Source organism: Pseudomonas protegens (assembly GCF_003363755.1).
GTDB classification, from domain to species: Bacteria; Pseudomonadota; Gammaproteobacteria; order Pseudomonadales; family Pseudomonadaceae; genus Aquipseudomonas; species Aquipseudomonas danubii.
This window is the reverse complement of sequence record NZ_CP031396.1, coordinates 87,443-103,844: the sequence shown is the minus strand read 5'-3', so window position 1 is coordinate 103,844 and position 16,402 is coordinate 87,443. Positions and strand designations below refer to the sequence as shown.

At 64.2% G+C, this 16,402-nt stretch carries 14 protein-coding genes; 6 read left to right on the top strand and 8 right to left on the bottom strand.

Annotated elements, in window-relative coordinates; translation table 11 throughout:
* Positions 1-12 precede the first annotated feature (12 nt).
* A complete protein-coding gene (locus DWF74_RS00415; protein WP_115580010.1) occupies positions 13-894 on the bottom strand; it encodes a LysR family transcriptional regulator in 882 nt (293 codons plus the stop codon).
* A gap of 180 nt (positions 895-1,074) precedes the next feature.
* On the opposite strand from DWF74_RS00415, the gene DWF74_RS00410 reads away from it, so the two are divergent.
* From DWF74_RS00410 to DWF74_RS00400, 3 genes are all read left to right on the top strand, one after another.
* The gene (locus DWF74_RS00410; RefSeq protein WP_102865248.1) at positions 1,075-2,139 is read left to right on the top strand and encodes an SDR family oxidoreductase; all 1,065 of its coding nucleotides are present in this window, start codon (positions 1,075-1,077) and stop codon (positions 2,137-2,139) included.
* Between the two features lie 17 nt (positions 2,140-2,156).
* Positions 2,157-2,693 carry a histidine phosphatase family protein gene (locus DWF74_RS00405; protein WP_205413493.1) on the top strand — a complete coding sequence of 179 codons (537 nt, stop codon included), beginning with the start codon at positions 2,157-2,159 and terminating at the stop codon, positions 2,691-2,693.
* Positions 2,694-2,869: 176 nt separating this feature from the next.
* Positions 2,870-3,577, top strand: coding sequence for a peptidoglycan DD-metalloendopeptidase family protein (locus DWF74_RS00400; RefSeq protein ID WP_102879395.1), 708 nt, complete (start codon positions 2,870-2,872; stop codon positions 3,575-3,577).
* A gap of 91 nt (positions 3,578-3,668) precedes the next feature.
* Here DWF74_RS00400 and DWF74_RS00395 read toward each other — a convergent pair whose 3' ends face one another.
* Both DWF74_RS00395 and DWF74_RS00390 read right to left on the bottom strand, forming a co-directional pair.
* Entirely contained in the window at positions 3,669-5,948 is a 2,280-nt protein-coding gene (locus DWF74_RS00395; protein ID WP_115580008.1) for a KAP family P-loop NTPase fold protein, read from the bottom strand.
* Positions 5,949-5,960: 12 nt separating this feature from the next.
* Complete coding sequence (locus DWF74_RS00390; RefSeq protein WP_115580007.1) at positions 5,961-7,367, bottom strand: hypothetical protein; 1,407 nt, start codon at positions 7,365-7,367, stop codon at positions 5,961-5,963.
* 177 nt (positions 7,368-7,544) lie between these two features.
* On the opposite strand from DWF74_RS00390, the gene fnr reads away from it, so the two are divergent.
* A complete protein-coding gene (gene fnr, locus DWF74_RS00385; RefSeq protein WP_060843532.1) occupies positions 7,545-8,297 on the top strand; it encodes a fumarate/nitrate reduction transcriptional regulator Fnr in 753 nt (250 codons plus the stop codon).
* On the opposite strand, the gene DWF74_RS00380 is transcribed toward fnr, so the two are convergent.
* Both DWF74_RS00380 and DWF74_RS00375 read right to left on the bottom strand, forming a co-directional pair.
* Positions 8,294-9,667, bottom strand: a complete 1,374-nt coding sequence (locus DWF74_RS00380; protein ID WP_102865083.1) for an MBL fold metallo-hydrolase RNA specificity domain-containing protein — start codon at positions 9,665-9,667, stop codon at positions 8,294-8,296. The genes fnr and DWF74_RS00380 overlap by 4 nt on opposite strands.
* A gap of 46 nt (positions 9,668-9,713) precedes the next feature.
* A complete protein-coding gene (locus tag DWF74_RS00375; RefSeq protein ID WP_102865084.1) occupies positions 9,714-10,625 on the bottom strand; it encodes a universal stress protein in 912 nt (303 codons plus the stop codon).
* A gap of 256 nt (positions 10,626-10,881) precedes the next feature.
* Between DWF74_RS00375 and DWF74_RS00370 the strand changes: the two genes are divergently transcribed.
* Positions 10,882-11,445 (top strand): GNAT family N-acetyltransferase, encoded by a 564-nt coding sequence (locus DWF74_RS00370; protein ID WP_102865085.1) that lies wholly within the window; start codon positions 10,882-10,884, stop codon positions 11,443-11,445.
* Positions 11,446-11,490: 45 nt separating this feature from the next.
* On the opposite strand, the gene DWF74_RS00365 is transcribed toward DWF74_RS00370, so the two are convergent.
* From DWF74_RS00365 to DWF74_RS00355, 3 genes are all read right to left on the bottom strand, one after another.
* Positions 11,491-12,414 (bottom strand): universal stress protein, encoded by a 924-nt coding sequence (locus DWF74_RS00365; RefSeq protein ID WP_115580006.1) that lies wholly within the window; start codon positions 12,412-12,414, stop codon positions 11,491-11,493.
* Positions 12,415-12,535: 121 nt separating this feature from the next.
* Positions 12,536-13,774, bottom strand: coding sequence for an MgtC/SapB family protein (locus tag DWF74_RS00360; protein WP_102865087.1), 1,239 nt, complete (start codon positions 13,772-13,774; stop codon positions 12,536-12,538).
* A gap of 169 nt (positions 13,775-13,943) precedes the next feature.
* Positions 13,944-14,849, bottom strand: a complete 906-nt coding sequence (locus DWF74_RS00355) for a helix-turn-helix domain-containing protein (RefSeq protein ID WP_115580005.1) — start codon at positions 14,847-14,849, stop codon at positions 13,944-13,946.
* Positions 14,850-15,012: 163 nt separating this feature from the next.
* Here DWF74_RS00355 and DWF74_RS00350 point away from each other — a divergent pair, with 163 nt between their 5' ends.
* Positions 15,013-16,371, top strand: coding sequence for a glutamine synthetase family protein (locus tag DWF74_RS00350; protein WP_115580004.1), 1,359 nt, complete (start codon positions 15,013-15,015; stop codon positions 16,369-16,371).
* Positions 16,372-16,402 lie beyond the last annotated feature (31 nt).

Below are 16,402 nucleotides of genomic sequence, written 5' to 3'. Positions count from 1 at the left end.
GCCGGCGCAACCCTAAGCGGTTGCGCCGGTTGCAGCAGCCGACAGCCGCTCACCCAGCACCTGCTCCAGCACCGCGAAAAACTGCTTGATGTGCGGCTGCTTCAAGGCTTGCGGCCGGGTCACCAGGTAGACCTCCAGCGGCGCAAATGTCATGGGCGCAAACACCTCCAGCAGATCCCCGGCCAAAATCCGCGGCATCACCGCAACCCCCATCCCCTGACGCACCGCCTCGACCTGCGCACTGAACGAGTTGACCCGGATCTGCTTGCCGTCAAGGCCTGCGGCCTTGGCCGTGCGCATCGGCGGCAAGTTGTCCAGGGGCGGCAGCAGGCCGATGGTGGGGGCGGTGGCCGGGGTGATGCCCGGGCAGCGGCGCAGCAGCTCCGGGCTGGCGAACACCCCGTATTCAAGCTTGCCCAGGGCTCGATAGATCAGCGACGGCTCTCCCAGGTGCGCGGTTCGCACGGCGATATCCGTCACACCGCGAGCCAGCTTGTGAAACTCTGCACTGACCTGCAATTCCACCGCGCATCCAGGGTGAGCCGATGTCAGGCGCCGGGCCGCCTCGAGCACACTGGAGGCAAACCCCTCCCCGGCGCTGACCAGGATGCTGCCCTGCAGTTCGCTCGGTCGCGGCGGGTTGCCCAGGGCCCGCTGTCGCCTGAGCCCGGCCTCCGCCGCCAGGGCCACGTCCACCAGCGCCTGGCCCCGAGGGGTCAACCAGCAGCCTTCGACGCCCCGCTCCAGCAACGGCTCGCCCAGGGCCGCCTCCAGCTGGCTCAAGCGCCGGGACACCGTCGACGGCGCCACCTGCAGCAACTGCCCGGCCTGTAGCAAGCTGCCCCGTCGCCAGACCGCCAGCAACAGGCGCAGATCATCCCAATTGGCTTCCAAAGTGCTACTCCCTGCCGTCAGCTGTGCAAATTCGCAAAGCCATTATGCAGGACTCGCCATTTTTCCAGGGTCTCGTCCAAGGTATATCTAGCGCCCTCGCCTCCCCATGGAACGGATTGAATGAGCAACGCCCCCGAACACCCTGTACCCACAGACACCGATAGCGGCTATTGCCCTGAAATGCACTGCACCTTTGTCACCGGTGCCACCGGCCTGCTGGGCAACAACCTGGTACGCGAGCTGCTGGCCCGAGGCTGCAAGGTCAAGGCCCTGGTGCGCTCCAGGGCCAAGGGCGAACAGCAGTTCGGCCCCCTGCACGGCCTGGAACTGGTGGTCGGCGACCTGGCCGATGTCGACGGGTTCGCCGCCGCGTTGCAGGGCTGCGACACGCTGTTTCATGCCGCGGCGTTCTTTCGCGACAATTACAAGGGCGGCAGCCACTGGGAGCAGTTGCACAAGATCAACGTCCTGGGCACGCAGCACTTGCTGGAGCGGGCCTACGGCGCCGGCATCCGCCGCGTCGTGCAGACCTCGTCGATTGCCGTGCTCAACGGCGCGCCCGGCAGCCTGATCGATGAAACCTGCCTGCGCGACCCGGCAGGCGCGGACCACTACTACCGCAGCAAGATCCTCGCCGATCGCGTCCTGCTGGCCTTTCTCGACAGCCATCCACAGATGCAGGGGTGCATGGTCCTGCCCGGCTGGATGTGGGGCCCTGGCGATATCGGGCCGACCTCCGCCGGGCAATTGCTCATGGACGTGGTGCGCGGCCGCCTGCCGGGACTGGTTCCCGGCAGCTTCTCCCTGGTCGACGCCCGGGATGTGGCCCTGGCGCAGATTGCCGCTGCCCGCTACGGACGCCGCGGCCAACGCTACCTGGCGGCGGGCCGGCACATGACCATGGCCCAGTTGGTGCCCATCATCGGGCGTATCGCCGGGGTCGCCACGCCGACACGCCCGCTGCCGGTGCCCTTGCTCTATACCCTGGCCGCCGTGCAGGAGGTCTATGCGCGCCTGACCGGCAAGCCGGTGTTGCTGAGCCTGGCGACCGTGCGCCTGATGCTTCGGGAAGCGGACCGCAGCCACTTCGACCCCCGCAAGAGCGAACAGGAACTCGAGCTGAGTTTTCGCTCCCTGGAACGCACCATTGGCGATACCCTGGCCTGGTACCGGGATCACGGCTGGATCGCCCAGGCTGCCCCCGCCTCCTCAAGCAGCACCAACAAGGACGTAGAAAGCCGTTGAACAACACCATCATTCTCATGCGTCACGGTCAGCCCCAAGGTATCGCCACCCGGAAAGTTTCCGCCCTCGACATGCAGGGCTGGATACAGGACTACGAACGTTCCGACATCGGCGGGCAACCGGCTCCGTCCTCGAGCCTGCAACTGGCCGCCAGCGCCGGGGTGGTTGTCTCCAGCAACGCTCCGCGGGCCCTGGCGTCCGTCCAGGCGCTCAGGAGGGAGCCAACCCTGGTGGACCCGGTGTTCGGCGAGGCGCAACTGCCCTACGCACGCTGGAGACGACCACGCCTGTCGCCCTTTACCTGGGCTGCGATCCTGAGAATCCTCTGGGTGTGCGGTTACTCAAGACAGGTCGAATCGGCCGCTGCGGCCCGCCAGCGCGCCGCTGTCGCCGCCCATCGATTGCAGTCCCTGGCCGGGCAACAGCCGGTGCTGTTGCTCGGTCATGGCTGGATGAACCGCCTGATCGGCAAGCAGTTGGCCGCGGCCGGCTGGAAACGCCAGCACAGCGACGGCAGTCGCTACTGGAGTGCGGCAGTCTATCGACGGCAATAGCCCGCCCGGGGCGGCCCGGGAAATCCGCCACGCCCTGAGTCCTGATGGAATTTAACGGCACCGAACACTGTCTATTGCGCGCCGGTTGTCCGGCAAACGGGTATAGTTGCCGGCTTGCCCGGCGCGCTACAGGCAGCTTGGGCTACAGGACTTGGTCAGGACTTAATGGTTGCCGCGTGTTGGTAAGACTTCTATTGATTGCACTGCTGCTGGCGGTATCGGCCTGCAGCTCCAATTCCTCCAGCCCTGGCGGCACTGGGCCGCTCAAGGCCGGTGAATACCGGGTCAAGCGTGGCGACACGCTGTATTCGATCGCCAGCCGCAATGGCACCAACTGGAAGGAAGTGGCGCGGCTCAACGGCCTCAAGGCGCCCTACACCGTGGAAGTCGGCCAGGTACTGCGAGTTGGCGGCGCGACCAGGACCACCCGCGTAGTCAGCAGCAAGTCGCGCAGCACCGCCAGCAAGAGCAAGGTCAAGGCCGCACCGCCCGCCCCGCCCATGCCCAAGGTCACCCTACAAGGCTGGAGCTGGCCGCTGCGCGGGGTGCTGATCGGCCGTTTCTCCCCCACCGGCAAGCTCAACCAAGGCATCCGCATCGCCACCACCCAGGGCCAGCCCATCCACGCCACCCTGGGCGGCAAAGTGGCGTTCGCCGGTTACATGCGCGGCTACGGCAACCTGATGATCCTCCAGCACGGCCCCTCCTACACCAGCACCTACGCCTACAACAGCCGCTTGGTGGTCAAGGAAGGCCAGATGGTGATCAAGGGCCAGAAGATTGCCGAGGCCGGGTCCCAGGACACCGACCGCGCCCAGTTGTACTTCGAGATCCGCGCCAATGGCGTACCGGTGGACCCGTTGCGGTTGCTGCCGCCGGGGTGAGTGCACCAAGCCCCCTGCGCCCAGGGCCAAGGCACGTCAACGAAACCCGGGGCAATGGCCTCTCGCGCTATTGAGCGGAGGCCGCGCGGAGTCAAATGCCTCGCAGTTCGTGCTCGATGGCATAGGGATCGCCCTCCCACCAGGTGGGAGTCTCCAGTAATTCCGGGATCGCCACCTGCCGTTCAAGCTGCGACTTTAGCGTCTTCAGATGCACCCGCATCTGTAGGGTCGGCTCCAGCTGGCAGAGGGCCTGCCAAGCCAACCGGATATAGTCCAGATAGGGCTTGGCCTGCTCTGCACTAGTGGAGGCAGACTCCCAGCGAGTAATAAACGCATCCAGATAGGACAGGGCATTCTTCGCCAGTACTTCCCTGCTGACCAGGTCCTGGGGGTTCTCGATCAGTTGCTTCAAGGCAGCACATCCCAGCTCTTTGCATGCCTGCGTATACAGGGGGGAGCGCTCTTCTGTCAGTACCCACTTGAGCCGCGCATCATCCAGGATCAGTGCATTCATGACGCCATTGGGTATGGCGAACAGATGGATGGCACGGCGTATCAAACGAGGCGCGAGTACCTCTTGTAACACCGTCACATAGTGCTCGCGCGCACGAGAGAATTCCCAAGAAGGGACACTCAGGGTGCCATGAAAAGGTTCGGCATCCAGATACAGGCGCTGCGGATCGTCACACTGAGCGGCAATGATCGCCGCCAGTCGCAGCTCGCGCTCACGGAGCGCCCTTTCAGATGCGCTAGCGTCTTTGGCAACGCTTCCATAAAAGCTCCTGATAAAGCCAATGCACACTTCATGGTCGCCGCGCGCCGTGGACACGGCCCCTTCAATCTCGGTCGAGTAACAGAACTCGATCAATCTCAGGAGCTCTGCGGCGCTGCGCATCGCTCGTTCGAACGCCTCCCGTGAGTAGAGGGACGCGGTTCTGCCCAACTGCTCGCCATACTGGAAATTCGCCATGTTGAGCATCGCGCTGGCCACGGCAACCTCACCTTCATCGCTACGACTGGCCGCCTCACGAATGAAGTCGTTGAGGGTCTGGGCACTCGGGTATTCCCCCCAGGATTTCACCAACCGGGAAAACTCGGGAATGGTGAACTCCACCTCGCGGACCGCCAGGCTCATCTCATAGTGAATGTTTGCCAAAGACAGTTTGCTTCTGGCACGGCCCAGCTCTTCGATCAGCTTCCACAGGCGCTTGTTATTGACTTCGTCCTTGGGACATTGCGCGGCGTTGAGCGCTGCCTGCTTGTGCTGCTCCAGTTTGGCGTTATTGGCATTGCCGAACATGCTGGCACTGAAGGCCGAGTGGAAACCCAGCAGGTGCTCTTCAACCACCTGGGCCACCTTGGGTTCGGTCTCACGCAAGAGGGTTTGCAGGATGATTCCGCGCCAGTCCAGTTGCCCATCGGCATGTCGATCAGCTGCCGCGCCAAACACCGACAAGCTGCGGCAGATGCGTTTGGCCTGGCGCGGATTGGTGGGAAACCACTCGGCGGTCTGCGCGATGGCCGTGTCCGGCAGGAATGGGCAGCAGTATTTCAGGTTCCTGGCGACCATTCGCTGCACCTGCTTCGGGCTTGGCTCGGGCAGGGTCACCGGTACATCGATGATCTTGTCCAGAAAGTGCAGGGCCGACTCGCCGAAGGCTTCGGAATAGGAGCGAAGTGCCTTGCCCACCACGTCCTTGTCGAAGGCCAGGACAAAGACGAATCCCGGCCAGTCCAGGAGCTCGCGCAGCGTCAACAGGGTCGTCGGGAGCATCCGGGGATCGGCACGGTCGAGGTCGTCGACAAAAACAATGATGCGTCTATCGCCCAGTTGCTTGCGCAGGGCATCCAGGTCGCTTTTTTCCAGCTGCAGTATTTCGCTCAGTTTCTCGAAGACCAGCCCTGCCGCGCCGGCGGCCAAGGTTACGATTTCGCTGTAGCTGGCCGACTCGGGCAGTTTGAGGTCAGCGGTTTTATTGGCGGCTTTTTCCAGGATCTCGGCGATCTTTTTCGACTGACGCTTGGTCCAGTGCTTGAAGGGTTCGCCAACACCTGAACGTTGCAGTGTATCCGCCAGCGCCAGATAGAACTGGACGATGAACTCCTGCTCCCCGGTGGTGCGCCACGCGGGAAGCCGCACTACGATGTCGTCCTTCTCCTCGGCTATGAGCTGCAGAAAATTCAGCACGCTGGTCTTGCCGCTGCCCCACTGACCATAGAGGCCGATCCGCGCCGACCAGCCCAAGGGCGTCGCGGTGATCATGCGATAGACCAGCTTGGCCACCGGCCAGCGGTCCAGAAGGTCGTCGTCGCGTCGGGTCAGCGCCGCGTCGTGCCCGCCCGGGGCGGAAAAAGCCTGTGTGGCTGACATCTGCTTACGTCCTTACTGCTGCGGCTTGATCAGCTCGATGGAAATCATTTTGTGCATGCCACTGAGGGGCACCAGACGCTTGACGTCCATCTGGTAGAAACCGGCCACCGGACTGATGGACGCCGGCATGGCCGGGGTGCAACCGGTCAGGCTGTAGAGGTTCATGTAGTCGGCATTGGGGTCGCCCACGGTGCCCTGGCGCATGGACAGGCTGCAACGCAGGCTGCCCTTGAGCCCCGGGCCACCGTCACCCTGGACTTCCAGGCGCAACGAGCAGACACCCATGCGCCGCCCACCCATCCAGGGGTCCTGGGCCTGCGGGCATTCCTGGTCGCCAACGGTGGCCATGACCTGACCCACCAACTGGCGCAGGTCCTTGTTCTGGTCGGGCCAGACTTCGCCGTTGTCGACCATGCGGTCCTTGATGAACAGGGTGTAGCGCACCGGGAAGCCGACCTTGTTGCTGAGCATGAACGCACCCTGGGAATAGGCCAGCTTGTCGCCGGCCATACAACCGGCGCGATCGGTGACGGAGAACTCGGTGGTGTTGAGGTTCTTGATGTCGGTGCCGCCGTTGAATCTGATCAGGCACTGGGCTTGCCGGCCATCGCGGCAGTTGTTTTCCACCAGGCGCAACCCCTTGCCGACCACAGCGCTGTCGTCGATGACAAAACCGTTGAAGTTGGTCATGTCGCTGGGCAGCACGCGGTTGACCCGCAAGTCGACGAGAAAATCGCCGTTCTGTGCCAGCGAGGGCTCCAGGTTCATCGAGAAGCGTGCATTGCATTGCTGCTTCAGGGTCACCTTGAAGTTCTGCGCATCCGGTAGGCCACCGATCATGCCGCCCGCACCGATCGGCAGGCCGAGTACGCTGCCCAGGGTGGTCAGAATGCCCGAGATCATGGCCTTGGTCTTGGCATAGGCCTCCAGCTCGTCGTTGGTCATATCGCTGACTTGGGCTTGGCTGAAGTTGTTCGACTGGTTCCAGTTGAAGCTGGTGGTGGAGCGGATGGTGCCGCTGAGCCGGGCTTCGTCACAGGCCCCACGTTCCTGGCAGAACTTGAGGTTGAACCCCCAGTCCTTGCTGAAGATATCGAGGATGTTGAACATCGGCTTGCTCAAGGCCATCACCAGCATGCCCTGCTGGCGCGCGCCGATCACCACGGGACCGGACTCAAGGCCCTTGGCGGTGGCGTATTTGGGCACGCTTACCGGGTATTTGCGCTCGAAATCCGAAGAGTCGACGTGGAACGGCGGCTCGAACGTGATGGGATAGTCGCCTTCGTTCTCGATCACCAGGGTGATGAAATCAGGCTCCGCTGCCTGAGTCTCAGGGCTAAGAACCACCAACGGCAGGCCGAGCAGGCAGCTGGTCAATACGGCGGTTTGGCAGCGGGTCCAGAATCCGGTTGGGCGCATCGTCAATCCTTGAACGAGGATGGGGGACACTCACTTTAATGACTTTATGGCCCATTGCCACTTCTTCGTTCATGACCTCCGATTGACATCAAGCAGCACCGATCGCATCGGTCTACAGTTAATCGTCAGGCTTGCCCTCCTCCCTTGCCGAGCCGGCTCAACCGTCGAGAGCCCCCCATGCCGCCATTCGAAGCACGCCCGATTCAGGTACAGCACCTCAAGACCGCCTGCTCAAGTTGCAGCGTGCAGGAGTTGTGCCTGCCCATCGGCCTCAGCCACCAGGAAGTGGAGTGCCTGGACACCTTGATCCTGCAACGGTTGAAGGTGAAGAAAGGCCATGCGCTGTATCACGCCGGCGACCCCTTGCATTCGCTGTACGCCGTGCGCCTGGGGTTCTTCAAGACCTGCGTGCTGTCGGTGGATGGCCGCGAGCAGGTCACCGGGTTCCAGATGGCCGGCGAGATTCTCGGGCTGGACGCCATCAGCACCAACCAGCATGCCTGCAGCGCCTTTGCTTTGGAGGACTGCGAGGTCTGCCCGATTCCCTTTGCCCAGCTGGAGCACTTGTCCCAGGCCCTGCCTTCGCTGCAGCACAACCTGAACAAGATCCTCAGCCGGGAGATCGTGCGTGATCACGGCATGTTGCTGCTGATGGGCAACATGAACTCCGACGAGCGCCTGGCGGCATTCCTGCTCAATCTGTCCCAGCGCCTGAGCCTGCGGGGCTATTCGTCCCGAGCCTTTATCCTGCGCATGCGCCGCGAGGAAATCGGCTCCTACCTGGGGCTGCGCCTGGAAACCGTTTGTCGGGGCATAGCCCATCTGCGGGACCAGGGCCTGGTGACCATCAACGGCAAGCAGGTGGAGATCCTCGATCTGGAGGGCCTGAAGCAGCGGGTCGCGGGTTGCCAGAACGCGGCCAGGGACTAGGTCGCCGGGCCAGGCTGCAACTCCACGCTGTCCCGGTATTCCGGCACCGACACCGACCAGCCCAGTTCCAGGCTGATGCGCCGACGCAAGGTGTCGGCGGCGTTGGCCTCGCCGTGGACCACATACGTGTGTTTCGGCGGGCGCTTGAAGCCTCGCAGCCATTGCATGATCTCGTCGGCATCGGCATGGGCCGAGAGGTTCTGCATGGCCGTGACTTCGGCGCGGATCGGCACCTCCCGGCCATGAATGCGCACCGACTCGGCGCCGGCGATGATCTGCGCGCCGCGGGTGCCGCCGGCCTGAAACCCGGGAAACAGCAGGCTGTTGGCCGGATCGGGCGCCAGCACCTTGAGGTGGTAGAGCACCCGGCCACCGGTGGCCATGCCACTGGCGGCAATGATCACCGCCGGGCTCTTGAGCTGGTCCAGGGCCATGGACTCCTGGGTGCTGCGCACGATGTGCGCCACATGGCACATGCCTTCGCACTCCTCCCGGGACAGTCGATGGTCGCTGCGAAAGCGCTGATACAGATGGGTGGTGTCGGTGGCCATGGGGCTGTTGAGGTAGATCGGCAGGTCGGGAATCGCCTGGCGCTGGCGCAGGCGATACAGGTGGTACATCAGCAGTTGCGCGCGCCCCACGGCAAAGGACGGCACCAGGGTGATGCCGCCACGCTCGGCGGTGCGGTTGATGACATCGGCCAGTTGCTGCTCGGGGTCGTCCCGGGGATGCAGGCGGTCGCCGTAGGTCGACTCCACCAGCAGATAATCGGCTTGCTCGATGCTTTCGGGGGCGAACATCAGCGGGTCCTGCATGCGGCCCAGGTCACCGGAAAACACCAGGCTCATGCCCGCGGCGTCGACCTGGACCGTGGCGGCGCCGAGAATGTGCCCGGCGCCGCGCAACTGGATGTGCAGCCCCGGCAGCACTTCCACCCGGTGGTGCAATTGCAGCGGATGCAGGAGTTTCAGGGCCTGCTCGGCATCGCGCTCGGTGTACAGCGGCAATGCCGGAGAGTGCTTGGAGAAGCCATGGCGGTTGGCATAAGCCGCCTCCTCTTCCTGCAGGCGCGCACTGTCGCGCAGCAGAATCCTGGCCAGCTCGCAGGTGGCCGCCGTGGCATACACCGGCCCGCGATAGCCATTGCGCACCAGCAGCGGCAGGTAGCCGCTGTGATCCAAGTGAGCATGGGTCAGCACGATGGCGTCCAGCTCGCGCAGCGGCAGGCCGAAGGCTTCCCAGTTGTGCTGGCGCAGCTGCTTGTAGCCCTGGAACAGCCCGCAGTCCACCAGCACATGCCGGTCCTCATGCTGCAACAGGTATTTGCTGCCGGTGACGGTGCCGGCGGCACCGAGAAAGCTCAGGCGCATCTCCATCTCCTTCGTGTCGGGCGAGGTTGCGGGGCATGGCCGCACCTCACTCCTGGGGCTCCACCAGCATCAGGCTGCAGGGTGTGTGATACAGCAGTTGCTCGGCGCTGGAGCCGATGAAGCGTTGCAAGCCCCGGCGATGTGCGCGCCCGAGGACCATCAGGTCGAAATCGTTGTCGGCGGCAAAGCGTGCGATGACCTGATGCGGCACACCCTCCAGGCGATAGCAGTGCTCAGGGGCAATGGCGTAGCGCTCGGCCAGGGTCTCGAACGCTTCCTGCTGCGCATCATTCACCGCATCGCGCAAGCTGATGTTGGTGTCAGGACTGTAGATCGGCAGGCCGGTGGCGTTCTCAGTGGCCCAATCCACCACATTCAGCAAGTGCACCCGGGCACCGCAGTGTTTGGCCAGGGTCGCGCACATCTCGAGAATGCGTTGGTTCAGGCCCTGGGTCAGGTATTCCAGATGGGACAGGTCCAGGGCGGCCAATACCTTCAACGGCAAGGGGTGCCGACAGTCCGTCACCAGGTGCAACGGCTGGCGCAGCTCGCGCAGCAGCAACCAGTCCAGGGGCTTGTAGAAAATCCGCCGCAGGGCCGGTACTGGCTGGGCGTCCTTGATCACCAGGTCCGGGTGGTAGTCGGTCACATAATCGAGGATGTCCTGCAGCCGGGCCTTGGCCCACAACACTTCGGTGGTCACCCGCAGGCCATTGGCCCGTTCGAAGCGAGCCTGTTGCTCCAGCCACTGCCGATGCACCTGCAGGTAGCCTTCCCGGGCCTGGGCCATGGCCTGGTGATCGAACAGCCCGGCGACCTCCAGCACTTCGATGAAGTCGAAGGCGACGATGTGCAGGCTGGCGCCCATGGCCCGGGCCAGGGCACTGGCCCGGTCGAAAGCCGGCGTGCGGGACAGCGCCGTGGGGGCGATCAACAACACGCGTTGCAGTGTGGACATGAGCACCTCCCGGGCGGCGCACTGGACAACGGCCCGGGAGTCCCGAGCCGATGCGCCGATGATGCGCGCCGCTCGGGCCGCCGATTTGACAAAAGTCACAAAGCCTCGGGTTAAGCCCGCGCCGGCAGTCAATATCCGCGGCGGTGGGCCGCATCTGATCCAGATCAGATCCTGCCCCGGGCAACAGGGGTAAAGGATAGTCAGCACGCGGCCGCGGGTCGCGGGCCCACCTTCATCGTCCCCAGAGGATCGCCCCATGTTCAGCATCAAGGAACACAACGATCAGGCCGCCGCTGCCTACGGCACCGTGACCGGCCTGCACTGGATCGAGGCGCTTAACGACGGCCGCCACGTGCTGATACGGCCCTTGGCCGAGAAAGACCGCGAGCGCGAGTACAACTTCATCAAGCGCCTGTCCCCGCAATCGCGACACATGCGCTTTCTGGCGCAGATCAAGGAGCCCGACGCCGCCATGCTCGAGCAGTTGATGGATGTCGACGGCAAGCAGCGTCTGGCCTACATCGCCCTGGTGCATGAACAGGGCCAGTTGATCGAGATCGGTGTCAGCCGCTATGCCGCCACGTCCCACGATGAATGCGAATGCGCCGTCACCGTGGCCGATCAATGGCAGCATCTGGGTCTGGGGTCATTGCTGATGACCCATCTGATCCGCGCCGCCCGCCAGCATGGGTTTGTGCAAATGTATTCGGTGGACAGCGTGAACAACCAGGCCATGCGCGAGCTGGCCGCGCACCTGGGTTTCACCACCCACACCGACCCTGACGACGCCCATCAGGTGGTGCATCGTTTGCTCCTGTGACCGGCGGTGCCACGCCGGTGTGGCACCGGCGTGGCCTGGTGCGGCTCATGGCAAGGGGTCACGCGGCGGCTTGACCGCCCAGATACTGCAGGGTGCCTGCAACAGCAGATGTTCGGCGGTGCTGCCCAGGCGCTTGTGCAGGCCGCGGTGCTGGGTGGTGCCCATGACGATCACATCGCTCTGGTGCTCCTCGGCGAAACGGCAGATTTGCTGCAGCGGCATGCCCTCGATGAAGTGGCTGCGTTGCGGGGGCACGCCGTGGCGCTCCGCCAGAGCGCGATAGACATCGTGTTGCGCCGCGCCGAGGGCTTCATATAAACCACTGGCCAGGGACAGCGCGCCGGCTCCGGTGTCTTTGGCATAGACGGCCACCCAGTCATACACATGCAGCAGGTCCAGCTCGGCGCCGCATTGCTCGGCCAGTTTCACCGCCGCGTCGACGATCTGATCGTTGAACTGCAAGTCCTGCACTTCGCTGCGCAGCACGTCGATGATGGCCAGCACTCGGCGTGGCCGTGGGTGCCGGGCCTCGGTCACCAGATGCACGGGCAGCGCGCAATCGCGCAGCAACTGCCAGTCCAGCGGGGTATAGAAGATCCGCCGCATCGCCGACTCGGCATGGGCGTCCTTGATGATCAGGGCCAGGGGCATCTCGTTGGCGAACAGCTGGATCTCCTGATACGGCTGGCTGGCCCAGCGCGCTTCGCAGGTCACCGACAGGCCACGCTCGCGCATGCCTTGCGCCTGCAGCTCCAGCCATTGCCCGTGCTGTTCCAGATAGGCCGCCTGCAACTGCTCGGCCTCACGGCTCTCGAACAGCCCGGCCAGCGTCAGGGCCTGCAGATGATCCAGGGCGACGATATGCACCGGCAATTGCATGGCCAGGGCCAGTTGCTCCGTGCGTTCGAACGCCGGCGTGCGCTGCATCTGCTGGGGCGCGATCAGGAGTAAACGCGGGGTTTGCGACATGGTTCACCTCGGCACTGGAGCTTGAAGAAACCGCTAGGGGGTCATTCAAGACTGAGCGCAATGGCCAGGCACGAGTTGATCTTTATCAGGCGTCGCGGCTTTTTTTCGACCCGGCAGCCGCTTATTGCAGCCAGACACCGATCCACATCGCCAGGGTCAGCAGCGCCTGCCCGGGCACGACGTACAGCGCAAAGCGCCATCCACCGCTGAGGGCCGCCAACATGCACTTGCTCAGGGAGTTGCTGCTGACCGCCAGCATCACCGCGCTGCCGATGGCACTGCCGGGCAGTTGCCCGGACTTGACCAGCGAAGCAATGGACGCCGTGGACGCATGGGCATCGGCAAAGCCGCTGATCAAGGCGCTCAACATCAGGCCCAACTGCCCGAAGTAATTGAGCATCAGCGAACAGGCGAAGGTTATGGCGCTCATGGTCAGGGCCACGATCAAGGCCAGCTTGGGATTGAACGCGCCCTTGTCGCTGACCGGTTCGACACTGCTGGGCTGGCTGCGTGGAAACACCAGGCAAGCGGCATACAGCGCGGTGCAGAGCCCCCCCAGCACCAGGGGCAGCCACATGGTTTGCAGCAGTGCGCTGTCGACCGTTACCAGGATCAGAGCGATCTGGGTCACCGTGGCCAGGTTGGACAGCAGCGCCGCGGCGGCCAGAACCCTGACCTGCCCGGGCGCCTTGGCGACCCGCTGGCCCATGGAGGCGATGGTCAAGGTGCTGGAAACGAATCCCGACGCCACGGCGCTGAGGGCATAACCGTAATGGGCGCCCAGGGTCCGCACTGCGACGTGGCCCAGGGCCCCTACCGCCATCAGCAACACGGTCAGGGTGCCGATGGTGCGCAGGTTGAACGCCTCATAGGGGCCGATGAAACGATCCGGCGCCAGGGGCAGGATCACCAGCGCCGCCACCAGCAGCGTCAGACCGTCGGCGATTTCCCGGTCGCTCAACTGACTGCGCACAAAGTGATGGAGTGTCTGTCGATAGGCCAGCAAGGCGGTCATGACCACGGCGATGGCCAGCGCCAGCTCCGGGGCCGTGCCACACAAGGCCCCGAGGATCAGCACCGCCAGCAGCGCCACTTCGCTGGTGACCCCCGGGTCCTCTTGCTCGTTGCGCCAATAGGCCACCGTCACCAACCCGGCCACAGCAATGGCCAGCGAGGCCAACAGCAGCGGACCGCCGACTCGCTGGCCGATGAACCCCAACAGCGCGGTGATGGCGAAGGTACGCAACCCGGCGCTGCCACGCTGAGGCCCCTGCCCTTTGCGCCGCTCGCGCTCCAGGCCCACCAGCATGCCGATCCCCAGGGCCGCGGCGGCGTTGGTCAGGTCGATGGTTTCAAGCATTGCACGCCCCAAGAAGACAGCCCACACCGAGAATAGAGCGCTGCCGGCGCTTTCGCGAATCGGCCGCCCAGCGCCTTGCAGGAGCCGGCTTGCCGACGAAGGCTGAGAGTGATGCAGGGTTTGCGGGCCTCTTCGCTGGCAAACCAGTTTCTGCGGCCAGTGCTGCCGATCAGCTCGGGCGACGTTTCAGGGTCTGGCTGGGCAACTCCTTGAACAGCGCCCGATAGCTGCTGGAAAACCGTCCCAGGTGCCAGAACGACCAGTGCATCGCCACCTCGGCCACGGTGGTCTCGCTGGGCCCGCGGCTGAGCAGTTCGCGGTGCGCGCTGTTGAGCCGGCGCAGGCGCAGCCACTGGCTGGGGGCCATGCCGGTAAAGGCTTTGAACGCGCTTTGCAACTGACGCAGGGAAACCCCGGCCACCTGGGACAGCTCCAGCAGATTGAGGGTTTCCTCGGGGACGTCGGCGGCCCACTGCGCCACCCGCTGCATGATGCCCCGCTCCTCGTTGCGCCGTTGCAGGCCACCCGGGTCCAGGCGCACGCAGGCGTTGTCGAGGATGTACAGGCAGTCGTCCAGCAGTTGCTGGGTCAAGGCCTCGCGGCTGGGGGGATCGAGGGTCTGGGACAGGCGGGTCAAGGTGGCGCTCAGCCAGCGGCAGAACAGCGCGTTCTGCTGGCTGCCCAGCGGCGCCATGAACAGGCCGTCGAGGCGCTCCACCCCCAGGCCCTGGCGCTGGACGAACTCGGGGCCGAACACCACCGCCACTTCCTGGTAGTTCTCCGGGGTGATCCAGATATTGCGGCTCTCGCCATTGAGCAGGTACAGGGCGTTGTCGCTGCGGTCGAAACAGAACGCCAGGGCGCCTTGCGGGGCGCTGAAATTCTGCTCGACCCGGGTGTTCATGCACTCCTCGTAGATCTCCACGCCCTGCAGGTCGAGGTAGCGCACCAGGCCGTTGAAATGCCCGGGGGACATCTGCTGGTAGTGCTGCACCCAACCCGGGGTGGCACGGATCTGATCGGCGACATCGAAGGTGTTGAACGCTTGAACCTGAAGCGGATTGGACGCTGTCATCGGGGGACCTTGCGCACTCTTTTGGTGCGCTTTGGTGCTGCTTAAAGTGGATAGATGGAACAACAAGGCTCGCCCAAGATAGTCGCCAATGCGCCGCAGGGGAAGCCTTGCCGGGATACTCCCGCTCACCTCGGAGCAGACAAGAACAATCATCGAGGTCTTTATGAACGCCCCTTTCGATCAGCTGTCCTCCTGGCTGAAAGATCACAAGATTACCGAAGTCGAATGCGTGGTCAGCGACCTGACCGGCATTGCCCGCGGCAAGATCGCGCCCACCAACAAGTTCCTGCACGAGCGCGGCATGCGCCTGCCGGAAAGTGTCCTGCTGCAAACGGTAACCGGGGATTTTGTCGACGACGACCTGTACTACGAACTGCTGGACCCGGCGGACATCGACATGGTCTGCCGCCCCGACTCGTCATCGATCTACCTGGTGCCCTGGGCCATCGAACCCACCGCCATCGTCATCCACGACACCTTCGACAAGTTCGGCAACCCCATCGAGCTGTCGCCGCGCAACGTGCTGAAAAAAGTGCTGCAGCTGTACACCGACAAGGGCTGGCAGCCGATCGTCGCCCCGGAAATGGAGTTCTACCTGACCCAGCGCTGCGAGGACCCGGACCTGCCGCTCAAGGCCCCCCTGGGCCGCTCCGGTCGCGCGGAAAGCGGCCGCCAGTCGTTCTCCATCGACGCCGCCAACGAGTTCGATCCGCTGTTCGAAGACGTCTATGACTGGTGCGAAGCCCAGGGCCTGGACCTGGACACGCTGATCCACGAAGACGGCCCGGCGCAGATGGAAATCAACTTCCGCCACGGCGACGCCCTGGACCTGGCGGACCAGATCACCGTGTTCAAGCGCACCCTGCGCGAGGCGGCGCTCAAGCACAACGTCACCGCCACCTTCATGGCCAAGCCGGTGGCCGATGAACCCGGCAGCGCCATGCACCTGCACCAGAGCGTGGTGGACATCGCCACCGGCAAGCCGATCTTCGTCGATGCCGAGGGCCAGAAGAGCCAGCTGTTCCTGCACCACATCGGCGGCCTGCAGAAGTACATCCCCAAGGTGCTGCCGATGTTCGCCCCCAACGTCAACTCGTTCCGCCGCTTCCTGCCGGACACCTCGGCCCCGGTGAACGTCGAATGGGGCGAGGAAAACCGCACCGTCGGCCTGCGCGTGCCCACCGCCAGCCCCGACGCCATGCGCGTGGAAAACCGCCTGCCCGGTGCCGATGCCAACCCTTACCTGGCGATTGCCGCCAGCCTGCTGTGCGGCTACCTGGGCATGGTCGAGGGCATCGAGCCCAGCGCCCCGGTGGAAGGCCGGGCCTATGAACGGCGCAACCTGCGCCTGCCGATCACCATCGAAGACGCCCTGGCGCACATGGAGGATTGCCCGACCATCGAGCACTACCTGGGGCGCAAGTTCGTCCGCGGCTACGTGGCGGTCAAGCGCGCCGAACACGAGAACTTCAAGCGCGTGATCAGTTCCTGGGAGCGTGAGTTCCTGCTGCTCAGCGTCTGATTTGTCCGCAGTCCGCAATCAACAAAAACAA